Below are 23082 nucleotides of genomic sequence, written 5' to 3'. Positions count from 1 at the left end.
TCAGCCGACTGTCACATCGGCCGAACGCACTACCATGGAACCAACATAGTCATAACCGGAATTTCAAGGAGGCTGGACGTGACCGCATCCGCACAGGAGCATCTACAAGGAGACACCGATCCCAAGAATGTGGACCTGGATGAGCAGAACATGGAAGACCGGGTGAACAATCGCACCCTGCGTCCCAACTCCCCCGCCTTCCAGAAGTTCATGACCACCGGATGGCAGGCCCAGGAGCCTCAGATCGAGCCGCTGGAGTCCAGCAAGTACACGGAGCGCCGCCTGCGTGAGCTGGGACAGCGTTTCCCCGGCGAGCGGCTGGTCATCCCAGCCGGATCCTATAAGACCCGAAACAACGACAACGACTACGCCTTCCGCCCAGACACCACCTTTGCCTACTACACGGGCCTGGGCGAGGACTACGAACCCGGAGCCATCCTGGTCCTGGACCCGGTGGACCCCGACAGCCCGGAGGCCGCCAAGGGTCTGACGCATACCCCTGAGCTCTTCGTCCATCCCCGGGCCGATCAGTCCACCCGCGATTACTACCGGTCCTCCCAGTATGGGGAGTACTGGGTGGGTCCCCGCGCCGGGCTGCGGGAGCTGGCCATCATGACCGGCATCCCCACCAAGGACATCGCCTCCTTCCCTGATGCCATCGCCAAGGATCTGGGGCCGGACCAGGGTGCAGTCAAGATGCGGGTGATCCGCACTGCCGACCAGGAGGTCTTGAATCAGGTGGAGGCCGCCCGCAAGGCCAACGGCATCGGCGGTCCGGACCGCAATGAGGAGGCCGACGACAAGCTCGAAGAATTCACCTCTGAGGCCCGCATGATCAAGGACGACTACGAGGTGGGCGAGATGCGCAAGGCCATCGCCGCCACCAAAGACGGGTTCGACCGGATTCTGACCCACCTGCCCCAGGTGGTAGGCAAGCCCCGTTCCGAGCGGATGCTGGAGGGCGTTTTCAACGCCAACGCCCGCGAGAAGGGCAACGACGTGGGCTACGGCTCGATCATCGCCTCGGGCAAGCACGCTCCCATCCTGCACTGGATGCGCAATGACGGGACAGTCCAGCAGGGCGATCTGCTTCTGATCGACGCTGGCGTGGAGGTCAACAGCCTCTACACGGCCGACATCACCCGCACCTTCCCCGTAGGCGGCACCTTCAGCCCCCTGCAGAAGCGGATCTACCAGACCGTGCTCAAGGCCCAGCAGGCCGGCTTCGAAGCCGCCAAGCCAGGCGCCACCTACTCGGACATCCACCATGCCGTCATGCGGGTGCTGGCCGAAACACTGCACGAGTGGGGCATCCTCAAGGTCAGCGTGGAAGAGTCCCTCTCCCCCCAGGGCCAGCAGCACCGCCGCTGGCACGCCTGCGGCTGCGCCCACCACCTGGGTCTGGACGTGCACGACTGCGCGGAGGCCAGGTACGAGTCCTACCAGGGCGCGCCCATCACCCCTGGAATGATCTTCACCATCGAGCCCGGACTCTACTTCAAGGAGAACGACCTGCTGGTGCCTCCGGAGTTCCGCGGCATCGGCGTGCGCGTGGAGGACGACGTGCTCATGACCGAGCAGGGACCCCAGTGGCTGTCTGCTGGCATCCCCAAGACCGTCGAAGAGGTGGAAGCCTGGATGGCGCAACGGGCCGCACTGGCCGACCCGGACAGGGACTGATATGCCCACCCCTGACTTCGTGCTCAGACTGCGCCGGTCCATAGGCCATGACCTGCTCTGGCTGAACGGTGTGACGGCCTTCGTCAGCGATGACCAGGGCCGCCTCCTGCTGGGCCGGCGCTCCGACACCGAACAGTGGGCCCTGGTCTACGGGATCAACGAACCGGGCGAGGACCCGGCCGACACCGTGATCCGCGAGGTCAAGGAGGAGACCGGGGTGGATGTGATCGTCACCGACCTGGCGGCGGTCACATCCTCCCAAGAGGTGATCACCTATGCCAACGGGGACCGGACCATGTACATGGATCATCTGTTCATCTGCCAGCCTGACCCCAGCGGCAACACCGATCCCTTTGTGGGCGACGAGGAGAGCCTGTCAGTCGGCTGGTTCGACCCCGATCAACTCCCCTCTCCGCTGGCCCAGACCACTGTGGAACGCATGGCCCGAGCCCGAACCTATCTGGAACGCCTGCATGGCGGAGACGCCCACGCCCTCTTCAAGGTTGGCGGCAGGGAGTTGCCTGCAAATCCCGACTAGTCTCAAGTTGACCATTGTGCCCTTGGACGGCTCCGCCCTCGAAGGGTCAGTCCTCGAAGAAATCCAGCGGATCGTCGATAAAGCGACGCAGGCCCACCAGGGCTGCCCCCTTGAGGGCCGGATAGTCGGCCTGGGTGGGGATGAGCACGCGAATGTCCACGGCATCCCGGCCCAGGGTCAGCTGATTGAGCCGATCCTGCAGACGCTGGGCCAGGTTGCCACCGAAGTGCGACCAGAATCCCCCCAGAATGACCGTATCCACGTCAACAATATTGATGGCTGATGCGATGACCGAGATCATGGCATCGAGCCCGCGGTCGATGGCGTCTACCGCTTTGGCATCACCCTGCTGCCAGCGCTGGTAGAGCTCCTCCATGGCCTGGGGTGTGACCGCCTCAGCTCCGGTGGCGATGTCAGCCGCCTCAACCAGAGCCCTACGCCCGGCGTAGGTCTCCAGGCACCCACGGCGGCCGCAACGGCAGGTTGGGCCGTTCAGATCCACCGAGGCATGCCCCAATTCACCGGCGAACCCATGGTCTCCGGTCTCGACGGCCCCGCGACGCACCACAGCGCCGCCGATGCCAATGTCAGTGGAAATGTAAATAAAGGAGTCGGTGGGCGAAAGTGGCCCCTCATCTCCGCCCGCAGGACGCTGGGTCGCGTAGCCGGGAATCTGAGCAAGGGCTGCCAGACGCGCCTCATTGCCCACTCTGGGACTCAGGCGACGGACCAGGGGAAAGTCCTGCAGATCCAGACGTTCCCACCCCAGGTTGCGGGCCATGAGCAGGGTGGTGTCGCCACCGACCAGGCCGGGCAGAGCCAGGCCCGAACCCACTGTACGGTAGTGCCGACGGGACAGCTTGCGTTCGATGGGCTTGGTCAGTTTCTCCAGGTCAGCGAAGACCCGATCGGGTTCAGCCTCATGCATATCATCCTTGACCCAGGCCGAATCGATCAGGGTCCCATCCAGATCCATGGCCAGACATCCGTAACCATCGGTGTTGATCTGCAGGCCCAGACCGGCCCAGCGTCCGTGCGCGATGGACAGTGGGGTGCTGGGTCGGCCATGGCTGCTCTGCGAAGTCTCAGGCTCTTCCTCGCGCACCACCCGATTCCGGATCAGAAGCCCTGCCAGGAGCGACATGGTAGCCTTGGTCAGCCCCGTAGCCTTGGCCAGATCCGCCCTGCTGAGCGCGGTAGGTGACCGCAGAATGGTGTCGATAATGACCGAGAGGTTGTGGTTCCTCAGATCATCCTGATTGATAGAGCGCAGGGCAGTCACGGTTCAATAACCTTTCATGAAGGAACACAGGCCCGCAGAATCCTGGGCCTTCTTCAACATCTTACGTTCCAGCCTAACGGCAGGTAAGCAATTAAAGGTACTCAGACTAAGACCATTTAGTTTATCGATTTAATAATTGAGATACTATGATGGGGTACTCCAATGAACGGAGCCCAGAAAGCAAGGAGGCTGACATGAATGAGATCCTGGTGGCGGGAGTGGACACTTCGACACAGTCCTGCAAGGTGAGGGTCACCGATGCCCGGACCGGTCGGCTGGTCCGCTTCGGCAAGGCTCCTCATCCGGCAGGCACCAGCGTCGATCCCATGGCTTGGTGGAAGGCTTTTCAGGAGGCTTCCGCCCAGGCGGGCGGATTGGGCGATGTCTCGGCCCTCAGCGTGGGTGGCCAGCAGCACGGCATGGTATTGCTGGATCGCCAAGGGCGAGTAATCAGGGATGCCTTGCTCTGGAACGATACGCGTTCGGCTCCTGATGCCGACGATCTCATCATCCGGCTCGCCAAGTCCGAAACCGGCGGGCCAAACAAAGACCCGGACTCAGACCAGGGCCTGGCCATGCAGGGCAAGCAAGCTTGGGTACGGGCTGTGGGTTCCTCCCCCGTAGCCTCGCTGACCATCACCAAGGTGGCCTGGGTCAGCCGGATGGAGCCGCATAAGGCCAAGGCCATCGCGGCCATATGCCTCCCCCACGACTGGCTGAGCTGGGTTATCGCCGGCCATGGTCCCGCGGCCGACCCGGAGACTGAACCCGGGCTGGAGGATCTCTTCACTGATCGCTCTGATGCCTCTGGCACCGGCTACTACGACCCCGCCGCCGACAGCTACCGGCGTGACCTGCTGGCCATGGCCCTGCCCGACGGGATGGCCGAACAGGTCATCCTGCCTAAGGTTCTTGGCCCCCACCAGGTCGGAGCCAAAGCCGACCCCCGCATCGCCGGCAGGGACGTGCCCGGAGGCTGCATCATCGCACCGGGCGGCGGCGACAACGCCATGACAGCCCTGGGCCTGGCCATGCAGGTGGGCGACGTCTCCATCTCCCTGGGAACCTCGGGGGTCGCTGCCGCGGTCAGCCCGGTCCCCGCCTATGACATGAGCGCCTCGGTCACCGGATTCGCCGATGCCACCGGCCACTGGCTCCCTCTGGCCTGCACCATCAACGCTTCACGCATCCTGGACGCGGGCCTGGCCGCCCTGGGAACCGATTACGACGGTCTGGCCAAACTGGCAGAGAAGTCCTCGCCAGGGGCCGAGGGCATCACCCTGATCCCCTACTTCGACGGCGAGCGCACTCCGAACCGTCCAGATGCCCACGCCAGGCTGGAGGGACTGACCCTGGCCAACACCACGCGCACCAACCTGGCCAGAGCATTCGTGGAGGGCCTGCTCTGCTCCCAGCGTGACTGCCTGGAGCTGCTGAAACGGCTGGGCACCACGGTCTCCAAGATCCTTCTGGTCGGCGGCGGCGCCAAGTCCCCAGCGGTCAGAGCCTACGCACCAGGGATTCTGGGCATGGATGTGCAGTTGCCCCGGCCGGACGAGTATGTGGCCATCGGTGCTGCCCGCCAGGCAGCCTGGACTCTGACTGGGGAAGAGGAGCCCCCCGCCTGGCCGGTGGACATCGAGACCACGCTGACGGGAGCCCCCTGCGAGCAGGTCTACCAGCAGTACCTGCGCTGGCGGGGATGAGGGGCCCCGCCAGCCGGGGTCACTTGGAGCGGACCCGCAGATGCAGTCCGAAGACCAGATCGGTTTCATCCAGGCGGTAGGCGGGATCCAGCTCCGGTCCGCAGCTGTTGGAGCCTATGCCGCTTGTGGCATAGTCCAGGCAGAGCACGGTTGAGCCGCATTCCTCCAGCTCATGGTCGTGCCCTTTCGCGGTCAACTCCTCCTGGGTGTATGGGGAGCAGTTGAAGCTGATCGGCCCATCCCCCGCCGCCTGCAGCAGGGAGCGGTCATCCTCCACCAGGACGTAGTCGCAGCCATAATGGGAGCCGTTCTCCTGGGGCCGCAGGTAGTGCTCGACCATGCCTGATGCGGTGTCATGGAAAACGCCATAGTGGCTGGCGCGGTGCATGTCCCGGTAGCTCTCGTAGGGCCCATAGCCGCAGTAGGTGACCCGCTGCAGGCTCTTGGGCAGGAAGAGCCGCAGTCCAAACCTGGGCAGATAGGGGAACTCGGGATCCCGATGCAGCTCCATCTTCAGGTCCAGTCCACCCTGGTCGCTCAGGGTCCAGGTGACGAGGATGCTGCCCATGGGCTGAATGAAGGGTGCCACCAAGGACAGTTCAGCCTTGATTGTGGTCAATCCCCTGTCCTGATCGGTCTGCAGCTGGCAGGAGAGGGCCCTGGTACCAGCCCGGTCGTATTCGGCCTTGCGCCATTCCTCCTTGATGATGGCATCGTTGTCGGTGGGTGCCCGCCAGAGGTTGACCTCCATAGGAGCGCTCAGCAGGGAGCGGTTGTCGATGCTCATGGATTCCACCATGCCGGTGCGGCGGTTGAAGACGTAGCGCCAGTCGGCCCCCTCCACATCGAAGCGGGCATCAGTCTGCCTGACCACCGGCCGGTGGGCGCCCCGGGCTCCACTGCCGGGGTCGGCACTGATGACCCTGGCCACGCCGTTGGGACGTTCAGGCATCCCCATGTCTGCGGCTTCAAGCTGATCGAAGCCCAGCGGATACCCTTGTGAAAGCACTGGATCGGCCTTGGCCAGGGCGTACTCCACCAGCAGGGTCAGGCGGCCGTGCTCGGGCGGATCCATGGCGGGCAGGCCCACGGTGCCCTCAGCATGGGGGGCGATGTGCAGACCGGTCCCGCGATCCAGCTCAGGCTTCCCGGAGGCCACAGGCTCCCCATCACACAGAAGAGTCCACTTCAGGCTCAGGTATTCATCCAGGTAAGTGAAGTCCAGGTAGTTATGCAGGGTGAGCAGCCGGGTCTGGGGATCGTAGCCGACCAGGCGGGCCGGACGGAAGACGTTCTTGAACTCCCTGAGTCCAGTGTGGGGCCGCCGGTCGGGATAGACCAGGCCATCCATGCAGAAGTTGGCATCATGGGGGTACTCGCCATGGTCTCCCCCATAGGCATAGATCCGACGGCCCTTGCGATCCCTGCCCTGGTCGATGGCATGGTCGGCCCACTCCCAGATGCAGCCGCCCAGGAGCCCTGGATGGGCCTGGATGACCCGGAAGTAGTCCTCCAGATCCCCTGGGCCCAGCCCCATGGCATGGCAGTATTCGCAGAGGAAGTAAGGCTTCCGGCCCCCATCCCCGTCATCCCCGTGGCTGCTGATGCCGTGAGGACCCTCCGGCCTGAAGTAATCCTCGATTTGCTTGATGGAGGGATACATCCGCGAGGTGATGTCCAGATTGCTATAGTCCAGATCCTTACGGGGCGAGCCATGGATGGCCGACTCGTAGTGGGTCAGACGGGAGGGGTCCCGAGACTTGGCCCAGGCCAGAGCCGCCTCGATGCCGCAGCCGTAGCCGCTTTCGTTGCCCATGGACCAGATCAGGATGGAGGGGTGGTTCTTGTCCCGCTCCAGACTGCGCTGGACCCGGTCGACAATGGCCTTGGTAAAGAGCGGCTCGTCGGCAATGCGGCCGTTCCAGTAATCGGGCTCCTTCCAGTCCGGACCATGATAGAGGGCTTCGATGCCATGGGCCTCCAGGTCGGCCTCGGCTATCAGATAGAAGCCCAGCTGGTCGTAGAGAGCGTAATACTGGGGGCTGTTGGGGTAATGGGAGGTGCGGATGGCGTTGACGTTGTGCTCCTTCATCAGGGTCAGGTCGCGCATGATCTGCTTCTGATCGATGGCGAAGCCGGTGAGCGGATCCCCATCATGGCGGTTGACTCCGTGGATTTTAATTGGCCTGCCGTTGACCTTGACCACCTGGCCGTCCACGCTGATGGTGCGCAGGCCGATGTACTCGGTGACGACCTCACCCGAGTCGCCGGAGCCGGTTGAGCTGGCCCTGGTCGACAAGGTCAGCCGGTAGAGTTGGGGATCTTCGGCATTCCAGAGGCGAGGATGGCCAACCTCCAGGACAAACTGCGCGGGCTCCTTGCAACCCGTCAGCTCGGCCCGGGCCACTTCCACACCATCGGGGTCGGTCAGCAGAGCCTGGACGTCCAGAGCGGCATCTTCCTGGCCCGATACGCCAGTCGGATCCAGATCCAGGGTCACACTGGCATGGCTCATGTCCTCATCGAGGTTGGTGTGGACGAACCAGTCGCGCAGACGGGCCTTGGGGCGACGCAGGATGTAGACATCGCGAAAGATGCCGCTCATGCGGAACTTGTCCTGATCCTCCAGATAGCTGCCATCGCACCACTTGAGCACCAGGACGGCCAGCTGGTTGCGGCCTCGCTGCAGGTGGTCGGTCACGTCGAATTCGCTGGTGGCATGAGAGACCTGGCTGTAGCCGATCAGATCCCCATTGACCCAGAGATAGAAGCAGGAATCCACCCCCTCGAAATTGAGCAGGGCCCGGGACGCTGAGGGTTCGGGCTCGTAGTCGAAGGCGCGCAGGTAGATGCCGCAGGGATTGTCGGCAGGCACCCTGGGCGGATCGAAGGGGAAGGGGTAGCGCACGTTGGTGTATTGGGGGTTGTCATAGCCCTGGGTCTGCCAGACTCCTGGTACATGGATGGGCTGGTACACCCCTCGGCCCGCATCCCTGGAAGGGCTGTAGTCGGCTTCGAAGAAGACCGGATCCTTGGCCTCGAGCGCGGACTGGACCTCGGCATCCAGCTGGTCAATGCTGGCGTAATAGCGAAAATCCCAGTCCCCATCCAGGTCCAGGTAGCGATCGGAACGCCTGCGCAAGTCACCACGCGTGTCCATGGGGGCGCCGGCCGGCACGCAGTAGGCACGGTTGGGCTCGGTCCCCACATGCAGCGTGGCTGGATCCTCGTAATAACGTGGTATGAACATGACTATTCCATCCTCCTCGGTGGCCATGGCAGCAGACGTTTCACAGGCGTAACTGTTTACGCTCACATGCGACCATGATAGCGGGGCCATGGCACAGAAGTCCCGGAGGTTGTCACAGGCATCAACGCACCGGACGCGCCCTAGGTATCCCCTATGCAGACTCGAGTCCGCCCTGCCAAAAATGTCTGCTTCGGTCAGGGCATAAAAAAGCCCCGCGGGCTTTCGCTCGCGGAGCTAGGAGACGACAGCCGTCTAAAGCTCAGGCCTGGGCCAGGGCCTCGACGATGTAGTTGTTGATGGTGGCCTTGACGACCTCGAGATGGTCGGACTTGTCGGCGGCGATCAGTTCGGCCTGCGGCTTGTCAAGGCTGTACTCCTCCAAGGAGGCCAGCGTGGCCGTGCCGTCCTTTACCGTCGAACCGATGCCGGATTCGAAGGAGGAGTAGCGCTCCTGCTGCAGCTGCTCGATGTAGCCGTCCTCGTGCATCTTGGCCGCGACCAGCAGACCGGCGGCGTAAGTGTCCATGCCCACGATGTGGGTCCTGAAGAGGTCCTCAGGCAGGAAGGAGGAGCGACGAGGCTTGGCGTCGAAGTTCAAGCCTCCGCGGGGCCCGATGCTTCCATTGGCCAGCACCTCCCACATGACGGCGGTGGCATCGTAAAGATCCGAGGGGAACTCGTCCATGTCCCAGCCGATCAGCTTGTCGCCCTGGTTGGCATCCAAGGATCCCAGGAATCCAGCCTCGCGGGCCACGCGGACCTCATGCTGATAGGTGTGCATGGCCAGGTTGGCGTGGTTGCCCTCGATGTTGAGCTTGAAGTTATCCTGCAGGTCGTAAGTGCGCAGGAAGTTGATGGTGGTAGCCGCGTCGTAATCGTACTGGTGAAGGGTGGGCTCCTTGGGCTTGGGCTCGATCAGGAACTGCGCGTCGAAGCCGATCTCCTTGGCGTAGTCCACGCACATGTGGAAGAGGGCGGCCATATGGTCCTGCTCCTCCTTCATCCGGGTGTTCCAGAGGGATTCGTAGCCCTCGCGGCCGCCCCAGAAGACGTAGTTCTCGGCACCGAGCCGCTTGCCGATCTCCAGGCTGTGCTTGAGCTGGCCCGCCGAATACGCATAGATGTCAGCGAAGGGCGAGGTGCCGGCGCCAGCCTCGAAACGAGGATTGGTGAAGAGCGACGAGGTGTTCCAGAGCAGCTTGACGCCCGTGTCCTTCATGGCGGCCTCGATGCGGTCAACCACCTTGTCAAGATTGGCATCGCTCTCGCGCAGGGTGTCGCCCTCGGGAGCCAGGTCACGGTCGTGGAAGCAGAAGAAATCGACCCCCAGCTTGGTGAAGAGCTCGAAGGCGTAGTCCACCTTGGCCAGCGCCTGATCCATGGGATCGGTGTAGCGGTAGTAGGGCCTCTGCGCAGTGGGATCGCCGAAGGGATCCACCAGGCCCTGGTTGAAGGTGTGCCACCAGGCCACAGCGAAGCGCAGCCAGTCCTTCATGGGCTTGCCGGCCACCACCTTGTTCTTGTCGTAGTAACGGAAGCCCAGGCCCTCCTTGACACCCTGGCGACCCACGTATTCGATCTTGTCAACGTCCCACAGACCCATAATGCTCCTTTGCCTAATGCATTTGCCTTTACAGCGTTCACAGGGGAGGAAACCAGTTCCTGCCTCCTGAACAATAAGAGTAGAGGGCTGGATCGATTTTGTCAATTCGTTGAATTATATAGACGGCGACCCTACCTGCTCACGGATAGGAATGTGCAGGGAAACCCTGTGACGACCGTCGGAAACCTTGAGTTCAAGCTGCTTGGGTACGTCCGAGCCGTCTGAACCTGCTGACCGATCCGCCTGCACCACTGCCAAGGCTTGGCCGTAATAGGTACGCGTGTGCCCGGTCAAAAACCCTTCGGGATTGTATGGGGCGGCACACCCAAAGGCCAGCAGTCGGCCACCCTGCACGCGGGCAGTCAAATCCCCCGATACCGTGGGTTTGTCAATGCCCTGCTGGTCGGTATACCTTGCCCTCACAAAGCACAACCCTCCCGGGCGGACGGAGTCCCGATCGGCTGCCAGCCTGACCGTGGTCTGAGGCGCGGCTGACCGCAACCGACTCCGTCCAATCAGCCCGCCCGAGCTGTCGTAGGCCAAGGCCTCCAGCAGGCCGTGTTCATAAGGACAGGAGAAACGGAAACGAGTGCTACCCCGCCAACGCGAACGGCCAAGGCAACGGCCATTCAGCATCAGCACGACCTCATGAGCCCGGGCGTAGACCTCCACCTGGGCGGTCCTGCCCTCACAGCCGTCCCAAGACCATGAGTCAAGGGCATCTGTCATCTTCCAGGCGCTGGGGGAATGCCTCTCCCCCGAATGATTGACAGGGCGGACAGCCAGATAGGGCCCAGTCTCGCCCCCTAACGCCACCCGTGTGTACAAGGCCTCGCCCAGCGGCCTGCCTGTCAGATCAAGACGACCGGAACCAGCAGTCAGCCATCCCAGCCCGCTGAACCGTGGAGCTTCCTGTCGATACTCCCAAGCGCCCACGCCGGCTTCGCCCAGATAATCCATACCTGCCCAGACGAAGTCTCCGATCAGGCGCGGGCAACGGGAGGCCAGACGCATGAACTCGTCGGCATCGCTGCAGAAGGTCTCCGTCCCCAGGATGAGCCGATGAGGGTATCTGCGGAGGTCTTGAAGGTATCGTTTGATTCCATAGTTGTATCCGGCCACGTCCATAAGTGCGAAGGCATCACGGGTCAGGCGGTCGCAGGATGGCAGGGTGGCACCTCTCTTCATAAAGTCCGCTCCCATGATTCCGGCCATCTCATTGAAGAATCGGCTCCCTACAGATCCATGACGCTTAATCGAAAGTGACACGCTCTTCTTTGACCCATCGTGCACCGCCTGCTTGGCCGCCTTCTTGCTCGAATACACCCCGAGCCCGATCGAACTCAGGAAGTTGAAGAAGATGTTGACCCCGCAGGTAACCGGACGACTCGCATCCTGACCGTGGAGGAAGTCGACCATGCGCCTGGTCAGTTCCACCCCCTTGGACTGGGCGGTTTCGCTGACCTCGTTGCCGATGGAGTACATGATGACCGATGGATGGTTGAAATCCTTGGCAACCATATCAGCCAGATCACTGCGCCACCATTTCGGGAGGTATTGCGCATAGTCGTGGATGGTCTTGTGGATGTACCATTGGTCGGCATATTCGTCCAGGACCAGCATACCCAGACGGTCGCAAGCCGCCAGAAGGCTTTTCGAACAGGGGTTGTGGGCGCTGCGAATGGCGTTGTAGCCATTACGTTTCAGCAGCTTCACCTTCCGCTCCTCGGCCTCGGGCCAGGCGCAGGCGCCAAGGATCCCGTTGTCATGGTGAACGCAGGCACCCTTGAGAATCCTGCGGACACCGTTGATGAGCAGCCCCTGATCCCCCCAGGCCACCGTTCGTATGCCGAATATCGCCTGAGCCTGGTCATGGCAGCCCGAGGAGGAGACGAAGAGCGCCTGGCATTCATATAGCGTCGGGCTTTCCGGACTCCATGGCTGGGCGCCAGGAAGGTCGATATCGACCTGGGCTCTGCCATCGGTATCCACAGGGACTGCGACCTCAGTCAAGGGCCCCGATTCATCCTTGTCGTTGCGCATAATGCGAACCTGCGCGGTCCCGCCTGATGATGCCCGCAATGAGACCCGGATGACGCAGGGATTGACCCCAAGCGTAGAGACTCTGATGCCGTCTGGGTACAGATGCTGCGGGCCGGCACTCCAGAGCGTGACGGGCCGGTAGATGCCTGCTCCGGAATACCAACGCGAGTTGGGCTGCTGGGCGTTCCGGGCGACAACACGGATCATGCCCGATTGCCCCGGTCGGATTTTCCCACTCAGGTCGACGAAGAACCCCGTGTATCCATAAGGGTGAAAGCTCAGGCGGCGGTCATCCAGCCAGACCTCGCTGTGTTGGTAAACGCCCTCGAATTCCAGAATCATCGAATCCTGCTGCCTAAGACCGTCAGCACGTAACTTCTTGCAGTATTCGTAATCGCGCCCTACGAACCATCCGCTGTTAGCCTCGCTCGGGGCATCGGCCCTTCTGGGTTCTGCCAGCATGGCATCGTGGGGTAGCTCAACAGGCTTCCAGGGTTCTTCTGACTCCTGTAAATGTCGATAATGCCAACCCTGGTTCCAATCCGTTGCCTGCATACAACTCCTCCGCCATCGTTCATGATCACCAGTGCATAGCCGACCTAATCAACATTGATGGATAGAAGACCAGACTACTCCCGCCTGGATGGTTCGACCTTGGCTTCCAGCCGAAACCCCGCCCCTTGAGCAGACCAGTTCGACGGCCGCAGATGGCAATCCTCTCCTTGGCACCTTGAACAGTTTTGGAACAGATGGAAAGGTTTGCGAGCAGATACTAAACAGTGTTAATATATAAACACTGTTAATAAAGTTCGCGAAGATCGCGTGACGGTACCACTCAAGGAGGAGGTCGATATGCGCATCAGCACCTACGCCAGCACGCCGAAGGCCATTTCCGAGCTCAACCAGTCACGCATCGTCCAGTATCTGCACCAGCAAGGCACCAGTTCGCGAGCCCAAATGGCCCGGGACCTCGATCTGACACCGGCAGCCGTAGGCAAGCTGGTGGCCCGCCTGATGAGTCTGGGCCTGATCAGCGAGACTGGCAGTATGGACTCAGAGGGCGGCCGCCGATCCATCGGCCTGGCCCTGAACGCCGACCGCTACCAGGTCATCGGAGTCAAGTTCGCCCGCAGCCTGGTCAGCATCGGGCTGTTCGACATCAGCGGTCGCCTGCTGGACTCGGAGGAGCTGCCCCCCGTCGACCCCGGCAACATCCCAGGTGCCGTAGCCGATGTCCGAACCCGAGTGGCAGGACGACTTCAAACGAATCCCGCCATCGTGGCTGTAGGCATGGCCGTGCCGGGCCCTTATCTGCGCGAGAGCGGACGCATCGCCCTGGTCACCAGCATGCCCGGCTGGCGCAGCGTGGACTTTATCCACGAATTCGGTCAGGCCTTCCGCGTACCCACCTTCATCGAGCAGGACGCTCGGGCCGGGGCGCTGGCCCAGAGCCTGTTCGACCCCCGCGTGAGTGCATCCAGCATGGCCTACTTCCTGGTGGGCGAAGGCGTAGGGCTGGGAGTCATAGACAGGGGCGCCCTGGTGGACGGCAGCCAGGGAGCGGCCACCGAGATCGGCCACGTCAGCATCGATCTGAACGGCCTGCCCTGCGAGTGCGGCAACCGTGGCTGCCTGGAATGCTACTGCTCGGCTGTAGCCATCCACCGCCGCATGTGTCAGCCGGATGTGCGGAATCACTTCCCTGGAGTCGAGGCCATGACCCACGCCAAGGCATGTGCGAGCCTGTTCGACTGGGCTCGCTCTGGTCAACAGGCCGCCCAGGCTCTGGTGGATCAGATAGCCGACTACGTGGGCTATGGCTGCGTGACCATCGTCAACGCCTACAACCCCGCCCAAATTGTCATCGGAGACATGGTGGCCGCCGCCGGAAACCGCTTGCTGGAACGGGTTCGGGCCATAGTCTCCCAGCGCGCCCTGCCCGGCCTGCGCGAGCACACACAGATCCTGCTTTCCCGCCTTCCAATCGATGCCACGCTGACCGGCGCTGCGGCAGTGGCGGCCAACCAGTTTTTGGAGCACCCGGCCAGCATGGGCCGTACAGCTGTGAAATCAACAAGCACAAGGCGGGCGCATCACCCGTCATCAGGAAAGGAACACCATGACCAGTAAACCCATGGTCCTCAGCATCGGCGAGATCCTCTGGGACGTTCTGCCTACAGGCAAGCGGGCCGGTGGCGCACCGGTCAACTTCAGCTACCATGCTGCCAAGAACGGGGCGGAAGGCTATGCCATCAGCGCCGTAGGACGCGACGACCTGGGCCGGGAGCTGGAGGAGGCTGTTCACCAGGCCGGCGTCGATGCCGTGCTGCAGCACAACGACCATCCCACCAGCACCGTCGAGGTTCAGCTGACCGAGGGCATCCCCCAGTACGTCTTCAAACCGGATGTGGCCTGGGATCATCTGGAGTACACGGATGACCTGGCCGGACTGGCCAGCAAGGCCGATGCCGTCTGCTATGGCACGCTGAGCATGCGCAACAGCCAGTCCCGCGAGACCTGCCTACAGGTGCTGCGCCACACCAAGAGCCATGCCATGCGCTTCTTCGACATCAACCTGCGTGGCACCTTCTACAGCAAGGACCTGATCCAAGAACTGCTGGACATGGCCACGGTCTTCAAGCTCAACGACGAGGAGCTGGTCACCCTGCGCGACATGTTCCACGTTCCCGGAGCCACCGACGACGAGCTCTGCCGCTGGTTCATGGACCAGTGGCATCTGGACACCATCGTGCTGACCGCCGGCAGCGACTACAGCACAATCTGCCTGGCGGACGGCCAGTCCTCACACCTGCCCACGCCTGAGATCACCGTAGCCGACACGGTCGGGGCCGGCGATGCCTTCTCCGGCACCTTCGCCATCAACCGTCTGCTGGGGGCCTCCCTGACCCAGGCCCACCGGGCTGCCGTCAACACCGCCGCCTTCGTCTGCACCCAACAAGGCGCCTGGCCCGAATACCCCGAGCACATCCCCGACTATCTGGGCCAGCAGGGTCAGTGATCCCTCGCTTTTAAACGTGATTTGGTCCCGCCCGGTCGAGCTGTCAATAGCCGACTGGACGGGACCAAACATATATCTACGGAATCGGGATTTACCAGATGCCGATGAGCCGCCACCAGCCCAGGCCCACGGTCAGGAAGATGGCCACGGTCACCAGTCCGCAGATCAGGCCGATCCGCAGGAACTCAGAGGTCTTGACGTATCCGGCACCGTAAATCAAGGCCGCCGGTCCGGAGGCGTAATGGGTCATGGCGCCAATCAGACCGCTGGCGCATCCCAGCATCAGCGCTGCAGGCATGGCGGGGACCCCGGCGGCCACGGCCACGCTGACGAAGAGCGTGTAGATGGCCGCCACCTGAGCCAGCTCGGAAGCGAACATGTAGTGGATGAGGAAGTAAAAGACCGTCAGAATGATCAGGACCAGCACCCAGGGCAGGCCCTTGACCAGTCCGGCGATGATCTCCCCCGCCCAGGTGGTGACGCCCAGGGTATTCAGCGGTTCCGCCATGCCTACCAGGACGCCGAAGAAGATCAACGTGGACCAAGCGGACTTGTTAGCCACCATATCCTGCCAGGTGATGATCTTGGTGCACAGCAGCACGGCCACGCCCAGGAAGGCCACGGTGGTGGAGTTGATATGGATCACCGAACCGGTCGCCCAGAGGACCAGCATGACCAGGAAAGTCACAGTCATAATCCACTCGTGCATGCTCAGCGGACCCATTCCCTTGAGCTCGTCCTTGGCATCCTCCTGAGCCTGAGGAACATTCTTCAGAGTTGGCGGGAAGATGCGGTAGATCAGGGCGGGGATGATGATCAGGCAGATCAGGCCAGGCACGATGCCGGCCAGGGCCCAGGTACCCCATCCGATGTCCACATGGAACTTCTGGGCCAGCTGCCCGACAACCGGGCCGGCCGCCATGGCCGTCAGGAACATGGCCGATGTGATGGCGTTGACGTTGTTGGCCGTGATTGCCAGGTAAGCACCGATGCGCCGCCGGGATTCGTCAGTGTCCGGCTTTGAACCCTGCACGTCGCTGATGGAGGTGATGATCGGAAACAGAATGCCGCCCAGGCGAGCCGTGTTTGACGGGGTGGCCGGAGCCAGGACCAGGTCGGCGGCCGAGAGTCCGTATGCTGTGCCCAGGCTGGACTTGCCTAATCGAGACAGAAAGACCAGGGCAATCCTGCGGCCCAGCCCGGTAGAGACAAAGCCCTGGGCGATGAAGAAGGCCGCCACAATCAGCCAGATGGATGCGCTGCCCAGTCCGTTGAAAGCCGCCTTCTTGGGATCCAGGGCACCGGTCAGCATCCCCACGGTCATGCCGATGATGGCCACTGCTGAGGTGGGCAGAGGCTGCAGAATCAGCCCTAGGATGGTGCCTACGAAGACTCCCAGCATGTGCATGCCCTGGGCGGTCAGCCCCTTGGGAGGCGGAATCAGAAAGATGACCAACCCTACCGCTACACAGATCAGAGCCTTGACCAGCTGGCTCGTATTGAAAGGCTGTCTGGCCTCTGCCTGGGGGTCTCCCCTGCCCTCACGTGTTCGTACTGTTTCACCCATCATTGCTCCTTCGCTCATGATCCGGCGTATGACCGCCTGGAAACCACCGACCTCTTCGTCGGCTTGCTCATGTGGACTTATGCTATGCGGCTGGCGGCAGGGGCGACAAATAAGCATTGCCTATATGTAGGGAGCGCCATGACTGGCGGCCGCCTATGACCTCCAAGGCCCGTCAAAGAGCGGCAAAGGGGGCTTAAACGCATATAGATTCTGATTATTTGCCGGTGTGTCCAAGGCTTTTCTAGGCTGATTGCAGAGGTCCGGCAACGCGGCCGGCCCCGATCGTGAAGGACAAGTGAGACCATGACAGGATTCGATACCATCAACGATTCCTATGCCAACCGGGGACTGGGATTCGACTATGAGCAACGGCGCGAGCTAAAACTGGACGGGCTGCTGCCTGCTGCCATACAGGATGACGAACAGCGCGAGCGCATCGTTTACCGCCGCTTCCTGGCCCAGCCCACCGATCTGGACAAGCGGCTCTATCTGATGAGCATCTGCCGCACCGATCGTCGGCTCTTCTACAGGAGCATGGACAAGCACCTGACCGAGTACATGCCCATCGTCTACGCCCCCACCGTGGCCCAGTCCATCCAACGCTACGACGAGTTCTATTCGGGCAGCGATGTGGCCTACATCTCCATCGATCATCCCGAGGGGATCGGCGATGCCCTGGACCAGTACGCCGGTGATCGGCCCATTGACCTGGTGGTCTGCACTGACGCAGAAGGCATTCTTGGCATCGGCGACTGGGGCGCTCAGGGCGCTGAGATCCTGACGGGCAAGCTGGCGGTTTACACCGCTGCTGCCGGCATTGACCCTTCGCGCGTTCTGCCGGTTATGGTGGATGTGGGCACCAACCGCCAGGCCCTGCTGGACAATCCCGACTACGTGGGCAACCACTTCGCCAGGGTCAGAGGCCAGCGCTACGACGACTTCATCGATGACTTCGTCCAACAGGTCCTCCAGCGCTACCCGCAGGCCCTGATCCACTGGGAGGACTTCGGCAGGCCCGAGGCCGCGCCCGTCCTCAAGCGCTACCAGGACCGCATACTGACCCTGAACGACGACATTCAAGGCACCGGCGTAACCGTCCTGGCTGCACTGATCGCCGCCAGAAAAATCGCCGGAACCGACCCCAAGGACACCAAGATCATGGTCTTCGGCGCAGGGACCGCCGGCGTGGGCATCGCCGACCAGATCGTGGACGACCTGATCATCCGCCAAGGCATGGATACCGAGACTGCGCGCAGCAGGGTCCTGCTCTTCGACCGTCAAGGTCTGATCGAGCAGGGACAAGATGATCTGACCGAGGGCCAAACCCGTTATGCACGCAAGCCGGACGAGTTCGCCTCGGTCACCGACAAGACCTCGCTGGCACAAGTTGTCGACGCCTTCCAACCTACGGTGCTCATCGGCACCTCGACCAGGCCCGGAGCCTTTGACCAGAACGTTGTGGAGGCCATGGCCAAGCATGTGGAGCGGCCGCTGATCTGCCCCATCTCCAACCCCACGGAACTGGCTGAGGCCAAGGCTGCCGACGTGATCGCCTGGACCCACGGCCGCGGTTTCGTCATCACCGGCACCCCCTCAAAGCCGGTTGACTACCAGGGCGTCACCTATTCCATCGGACAGGGCAACAACGCCCTCATGTATCCCGGCATCTGCTTCGGGGCCATCGTCGCCAAGGCACGGCTGGTCACCAAGGGAATGCTTTTGGCAGCAGCCTACGCCATCTCCGACATGATCGACGTGGACAAGCCCGGAACCGCCGTGCTGCCGCCGGTGGCCGACCTCAAGGAGATCTCGCGCCGGGTCGCCACTGCTGTGGCTGAACAGGCGGTTCAGGAGGGTCTGAACCGTGAGCCGATTGAGGATGTGGACGCCGCCGTGGCCAAGGCCCAGTGGCACTATGATGCCTGAGCGAAACCAGCGCCTTCGCTTCCTGCAATATTGAGATTGTGGTCCGGCCAGCACGATTTATGAACGACGATCGTGTTGGCCGGACCACAATCATGAGCCAAGCCGTATCAATATTCCCCATGTGTCAATCTTCTTAAGTCCAGACGACAATGATAGGGTGGCGGTAAGTAGTCTTTCGCCAAAGTTGACGGATAAGCAATAATAATCTGAGCAACAATCAAGGGAAGCGGCTCATGACCTATATGGATAATGTCCGCGACCTCGAGCTGCTTACCATGCTGGCCCGGTACGGCAGTTTCACCGACGTCGCGTTGGAGGCAGGCATCTCCCAGCCTGCGGTCTCGCAGGCCATCAGAAGGCTGGAAAAGCGCCTAGGAACCAGGCTGGTTCTGCGGCAGCGCTTCGGCGCTGGCGAAGGCACACAGCTCACCCAATCCGGAAGAACAGTGGTGGATCATGTCAGCCAGGCCCTGGACCTGATCAACTCCTTGCCCGAGGCTTTAGCTGCACGGACCGGTATTCGACGGCGCACCATCGGCCTGCCGCCCATCATCTCATCGCTACTGAGCTCCGGACAAGGGAAGCAGAAGCAGTCCGAACCAGACAAGAACACGACCGTAGAAACCATAGGATCCCAAAAGCTCCTGGGCCAGATAGAGGCCCACCGCGTGGACTACGGGGCTGTTGCCAGCGTGGACGAATCGCTGAGCGTGGATGGCGTTGAAACGACCAAGCTGGCATCCTTCCCCTTCGGTATGGTCTGCACCCAGTCCATGGCCGAACGTTTGGGCACGGCAGGAATGACCAGTCTGCACCCCGAGGATCTGGCCATGCTTCCCGGGGACGTCCCCTTCGCCACCCTCAACCGCGATTTCGTCCATGCCCAGGCAGCTGAACGGCTGATTCACCTGTCTGAACCTGTCAGCCACCTGATCGAGGTCTCCGACGTGGAAACACTGAAAATGGTGACTACATCCAGCCTGGTCTGCAGCCTGATCACCTCGGCTGGCGTACACCCTGGCGATGGTCTGCGCTTCATCCCCTTTGCCGGTGATGACATGCCCCGCTTCAATATCTACCTCTTTAACGACACGAAGCGGGAGGCCTTTCACGAGGACGTGGAGGAGGTGCACGCCTTCAGCGAATATGCCACCAGTCGACTGGGCTCTATGGCTTGACCAGGATTCAAGTCAATGCCCAGGGAGAAGCGGGAATATCCACAGCGTCCATCTGTTGTATACTGACGAGGCTGGTCCGCAATGGCACCAGCGGAGCTTGATAATTCAAGATTGGGGCTGATCGGTTTCGACGGTGACCTGTTCGTCGCAGGGAAGCGTGCCGAGAACGCGGGGGTCCGCTCGTTAATGTCCTCCCGCAAACAACAAGTGCTAAATCTAACCGCACTGAGTTCGCTCTCGCTGCCTGAGCTTCGCGCCAGGATTAACCAGTGAGCAGCTGCTCCGTTCACTCCCCTTCGCCTTCGGGGGGATGCTGAGCGTCATTAAGAAGACTTGCCTGAACTGCTGCGCCACAGGGCGGTTCGGGGACTTTTACTGCGGCTATGCCCGCCACCAGTTGTCTGCGACACAGGTGGGGGCAGACAGATAGCCACAAAGGCCAGCAGACTACGCACGTAGAAGACTGAGGGTGCGGTCACCGGACCGGGGTTCAATTCCCCGCAGCTCCACAAGGCAAGGGCCGGCCGAGGCAACTTGGCCGGCCCTTTCTATACCGTTTTTACGGTTCAAAGATCCATCTTTACGGATTATTTAGTGCATCACATTGGCAACAGCCTAATTCATGAACCTCAAGTCATGCTCGTTTCTTTACTCGTAGAGTTAGAATAACTCCAGAGTAACTCCATTCGGAGCATAAATGATATAATTTTGGAGCTAAAGAAGACAAATAGAGCAATTGAAGCGGGTGAAAGTAATGAAAGAGACAACGAGAATCCAAATTCGCACCAGCGAGGATATGAAACGTCGTGCCTCACAGCTTTTCGAAGACCTAGGCCTTGATCTCGGCACGGCGATTAACATGTTTCTCTCCCAGTCGTTGCGCGAAGGAGGACTTCCATTTCGCTCTCGACTTTCCGAATTTGACAGGGAAATGGAGGAAGCTCAGACTTCACCGGTCACTCACGTGGGTGATGTAGAGGATATGAAAGACATCATCCATCATGTATGAGTTTGCATATACGCAAAAATTCCTGCGTGATGTCAAGAAAATCAAGAAGAAGCATTTCGACTTAAGCAGGCTCGATCAAGTGCTCGACGACTTGGCTGACTACAATTCAGCACTGCTTAAACGCAAATACCGAAATCACCAGTTGAAGGGACGCTGGTCCAAATACGAGGAGCTACATGTCGACGCAGACTGGCTCCTGGTATACAAGCGCGATAAAAATCGAATGATTCTCACTTTGATGACCACTGGCAGCCATGACCAAACACTGTGACATAAGTGAAGTCTGAGTAATCGAGTCTTGTTCAGACTGACACGAATCACTGTACTCAATACACAAATTTGACCGCCAACTGTTTATCTACTTCTCAGTTAAAGAGTTAATCGTCAGTAGGATCTCCTCAAGATTAACGTGCCATAATGGCGATACCCATCTTCGAGCAGCCAACATGTATTTTCTGTATTGACCAGCGCTGGTCAATACGGCAAGGAACTGCAGGTTGATGAATATGTCACACAGCCATGGCCGAAATCAGTGCTTGGCAAGACCGCTCAATTACGCATCGCGAGCCCAGGAGTAAAAGTTCATTGTCAATCATTCGCCTACGGCCCCTTGCAGAATGGCTATGGGCGAGCGCCGCAAAGCAGGCCGCGCCGTCAGCATGGTCGCCAGCGAACCGACGACGATGATCGGGAACCCGCATATAAGGAAGAACTGCCAAGGAAAAACCATGGACAAGCTGTGGACAAGCGGCCAGTAGACCATAGCTGTGCTCAGCCCGACCAGTCCGGTGCCACCTGCTGCGATGATAATGCCCGTAGTCATCACGATGGTGCCGTCCAATATGGATATAGCAGTCAGCTGCTGCGGGTTTGCGCCGGCAATTGACAGGAGCGCGAGATCTAGGTCACGATCCCGAGCGGCGATAGCAAACCCCGCGATCACACCGACCAGGGCGACCAGCAGCGCTGCCCAGAAACCATAGAGCAACTCCAAGGTTCCACCCGATGTGACATTCTCTATTCCCGGTACCTTGTTCATGGCGATGGTACTGGTGCCTCCGGCAGCCAACAGACCACCAACCAGAAACATACAGGCAGTCAGAGCTATTACTGTTGAGCCGAATGTAGTGTCTCGACTCCTGGCCACAGACTGTGAACGCGCTATCCGCCAGACAGCAGATGACGAGGGGACCAGAGCAGTCCAAAGTTGAGTGACCCTGCTTATAACTGGCCCCCCAGAACGTGCCAAGGCAATCAGCAGCAAGAAAATAGCAAACAGCGGTCCACTTCCAACGGCACTTATGACCGCCTGGACCTGCTTAGGCTCTAAGGCCCCAGAGCCGCTGTGCGAAAGATAGGCAAAGACAGGCAAGGGCAATAGCAGCAAGGCCAGCCCAAGGAAAAGCGATACAAGACCACGTCCATGTCGGGGCCGGTCAATCGATTCGCTCTCCTCAGCACGGCGCACCACCCGGACTGGTGTCATCTTTCCCAAATCCTGCAATGTCCGGCTGGTCGCCAAGACGGCCGTAGCCAGTCCCACTGCGAGACCAGTCAGGGCAGACCTGGGAAAACCGTGCCAGGTAAAAGCGAAATGCACCGGTATTCGCATTCCAGCTGAATACCAATCGAGGATCCTTCCAACCAGCGCAGGTGAAAGAGCCGCAGCAACGAGGGAGGCTGGTAGAACCAAAATCATCACCTGCAAAAGCGTAAGTACCAGGATCTGCTTAGGCGTAGCGCCCAGCAGCGAAAGAAGGGCCAGCCCCTGCCGACGTTGGCGAATCGATGCCTGCAGGGTCTGTTTGATCACCAGACAGCCGAGCACAATGACCGTGAGAAAGACCAGACTCAGGACCGAAGCCAGGCTCTTGGCAGGATCCCTGGTCTTGGCCGACAAACCCTGGTAATAGCTGTTGACACCCATGCTCACGCTCATGGCACAGAGCAGGGTTTGGGTGACCACAAGAACGATAAAGACGCCAGCCCAGATGCCACTATTGGCTTTCAAATCACGTAAGGCCCAAGTCATGTTTCATTCACCTGCCACGTCCTCGTGCGTACACTCGACTACATTCCTGTATTTACATGAATAGCCGATCGGCGCGTAAGACAACATCCGGCAAACCCCTGAAACGACCCTGAATCAACCCTGATTCAACCTTATGATACCGAGCTCATTGTGAGCGTATGCCTTACATCGTCTAGGCGTCACAGCATTAGAGTGAAACCCTTTAAATGGAAAGACCTAGCAAACAAGCAATTCCAACTCACTGGCCAG

Annotated in this window: 15 protein-coding genes and 1 other RNA gene; 10 read left to right on the top strand and 6 right to left on the bottom strand. The window is 60.7% G+C overall.

Going from position 1 to position 23082, the window contains the following annotated elements:
• Positions 1-129 precede the first annotated feature (129 nt).
• Complete coding sequence (locus RAM15_RS02550; protein WP_306222230.1) at positions 130-1680, top strand: aminopeptidase P family protein; 1551 nt, start codon at positions 130-132, stop codon at positions 1678-1680.
• A 1-nt stretch (position 1681) separates the two neighbouring features.
• Positions 1682-2218, top strand: coding sequence for an NUDIX hydrolase (locus RAM15_RS02545; protein ID WP_306221932.1), 537 nt, complete (start codon positions 1682-1684; stop codon positions 2216-2218).
• Positions 2219-2264: 46 nt separating this feature from the next.
• On the opposite strand, the gene RAM15_RS02540 is transcribed toward RAM15_RS02545, so the two are convergent.
• Positions 2265-3500, bottom strand: a complete 1236-nt coding sequence (locus tag RAM15_RS02540) for an ROK family protein (protein WP_306221931.1) — start codon at positions 3498-3500, stop codon at positions 2265-2267.
• Positions 3501-3694: 194 nt separating this feature from the next.
• Between RAM15_RS02540 and RAM15_RS02535 the strand changes: the two genes are divergently transcribed.
• Positions 3695-5206 carry a xylulokinase gene (locus RAM15_RS02535; RefSeq protein WP_306221930.1) on the top strand — a complete coding sequence of 504 codons (1512 nt, stop codon included), beginning with the start codon at positions 3695-3697 and terminating at the stop codon, positions 5204-5206.
• A 19-nt stretch (positions 5207-5225) separates the two neighbouring features.
• Here the strand turns inward: RAM15_RS02535 and RAM15_RS02530 are convergent, their stop codons facing one another.
• The 3 genes from RAM15_RS02530 to RAM15_RS02520 form a co-directional block, all read right to left on the bottom strand.
• Positions 5226-8456, bottom strand: a complete 3231-nt coding sequence (locus RAM15_RS02530) for a glycoside hydrolase family 2 TIM barrel-domain containing protein (RefSeq protein WP_306221929.1) — start codon at positions 8454-8456, stop codon at positions 5226-5228.
• Positions 8457-8715: 259 nt separating this feature from the next.
• Complete coding sequence (gene xylA, locus RAM15_RS02525) at positions 8716-10059, bottom strand: xylose isomerase (protein WP_306221928.1); 1344 nt, start codon at positions 10057-10059, stop codon at positions 8716-8718.
• 114 nt (positions 10060-10173) lie between these two features.
• Complete coding sequence (locus RAM15_RS02520) at positions 10174-12657, bottom strand: glycoside hydrolase family 2 TIM barrel-domain containing protein (protein ID WP_306221927.1); 2484 nt, start codon at positions 12655-12657, stop codon at positions 10174-10176.
• 297 nt (positions 12658-12954) lie between these two features.
• Here RAM15_RS02520 and RAM15_RS02515 point away from each other — a divergent pair, with 297 nt between their 5' ends.
• Together RAM15_RS02515 and RAM15_RS02510 are read left to right on the top strand one after the other, a co-directional pair.
• Positions 12955-14232, top strand: a complete 1278-nt coding sequence (locus tag RAM15_RS02515; RefSeq protein WP_306221926.1) for an ROK family transcriptional regulator — start codon at positions 12955-12957, stop codon at positions 14230-14232.
• Positions 14222-15121: a carbohydrate kinase family protein gene (locus tag RAM15_RS02510; protein WP_306221925.1), complete on the top strand. Its 900-nt coding sequence runs from the start codon at positions 14222-14224 to the stop codon at positions 15119-15121. Before RAM15_RS02515 ends, RAM15_RS02510 begins: the two co-directional genes overlap by 11 nt.
• Positions 15122-15212: 91 nt before the next feature.
• On the opposite strand, the gene RAM15_RS02505 is transcribed toward RAM15_RS02510, so the two are convergent.
• The gene (locus RAM15_RS02505) at positions 15213-16688 is read right to left on the bottom strand and encodes a DASS family sodium-coupled anion symporter (RefSeq protein WP_306221924.1); all 1476 of its coding nucleotides are present in this window, start codon (positions 16686-16688) and stop codon (positions 15213-15215) included.
• Positions 16689-16991: 303 nt separating this feature from the next.
• Here RAM15_RS02505 and RAM15_RS02500 point away from each other — a divergent pair, with 303 nt between their 5' ends.
• The 5 genes from RAM15_RS02500 to RAM15_RS02480 all read left to right on the top strand — a co-directional run bounded on the left by RAM15_RS02500 (position 16992) and on the right by RAM15_RS02480 (position 21072).
• A complete protein-coding gene (locus RAM15_RS02500) occupies positions 16992-18614 on the top strand; it encodes an NAD-dependent malic enzyme (protein ID WP_306221923.1) in 1623 nt (540 codons plus the stop codon).
• Between the two features lie 233 nt (positions 18615-18847).
• Entirely contained in the window at positions 18848-19792 is a 945-nt protein-coding gene (locus tag RAM15_RS02495) for a LysR family transcriptional regulator (protein WP_306221922.1), read from the top strand.
• Positions 19793-19905: 113 nt separating this feature from the next.
• Positions 19906-20304, top strand: a transfer-messenger RNA (tmRNA) gene (ssrA, locus tag RAM15_RS02490).
• 242 nt (positions 20305-20546) lie between these two features.
• Entirely contained in the window at positions 20547-20801 is a 255-nt protein-coding gene (locus RAM15_RS02485) for a type II toxin-antitoxin system RelB/DinJ family antitoxin (protein WP_306221920.1), read from the top strand.
• Complete coding sequence (locus RAM15_RS02480; RefSeq protein ID WP_045924101.1) at positions 20794-21072, top strand: type II toxin-antitoxin system RelE/ParE family toxin; 279 nt, start codon at positions 20794-20796, stop codon at positions 21070-21072. Before RAM15_RS02485 ends, RAM15_RS02480 begins: the two co-directional genes overlap by 8 nt.
• A 321-nt stretch (positions 21073-21393) precedes the next feature.
• Here RAM15_RS02480 and RAM15_RS02475 read toward each other — a convergent pair whose 3' ends face one another.
• Positions 21394-22833, bottom strand: a complete 1440-nt coding sequence (locus RAM15_RS02475) for an FtsX-like permease family protein (protein ID WP_306221919.1) — start codon at positions 22831-22833, stop codon at positions 21394-21396.
• Between the last annotated feature and the right edge of the window lie 249 nt (positions 22834-23082).

Origin of the sequence: Bifidobacterium asteroides (assembly GCF_030758775.1) — a bacterium.
Lineage (GTDB): Bacteria > Actinomycetota > Actinomycetes > Actinomycetales > Bifidobacteriaceae > Bombiscardovia > Bombiscardovia kimbladii.
The sequence above is the reverse complement of the archived record's forward strand: the minus strand, read 5'-3'. Positions and strand labels throughout refer to the sequence as shown.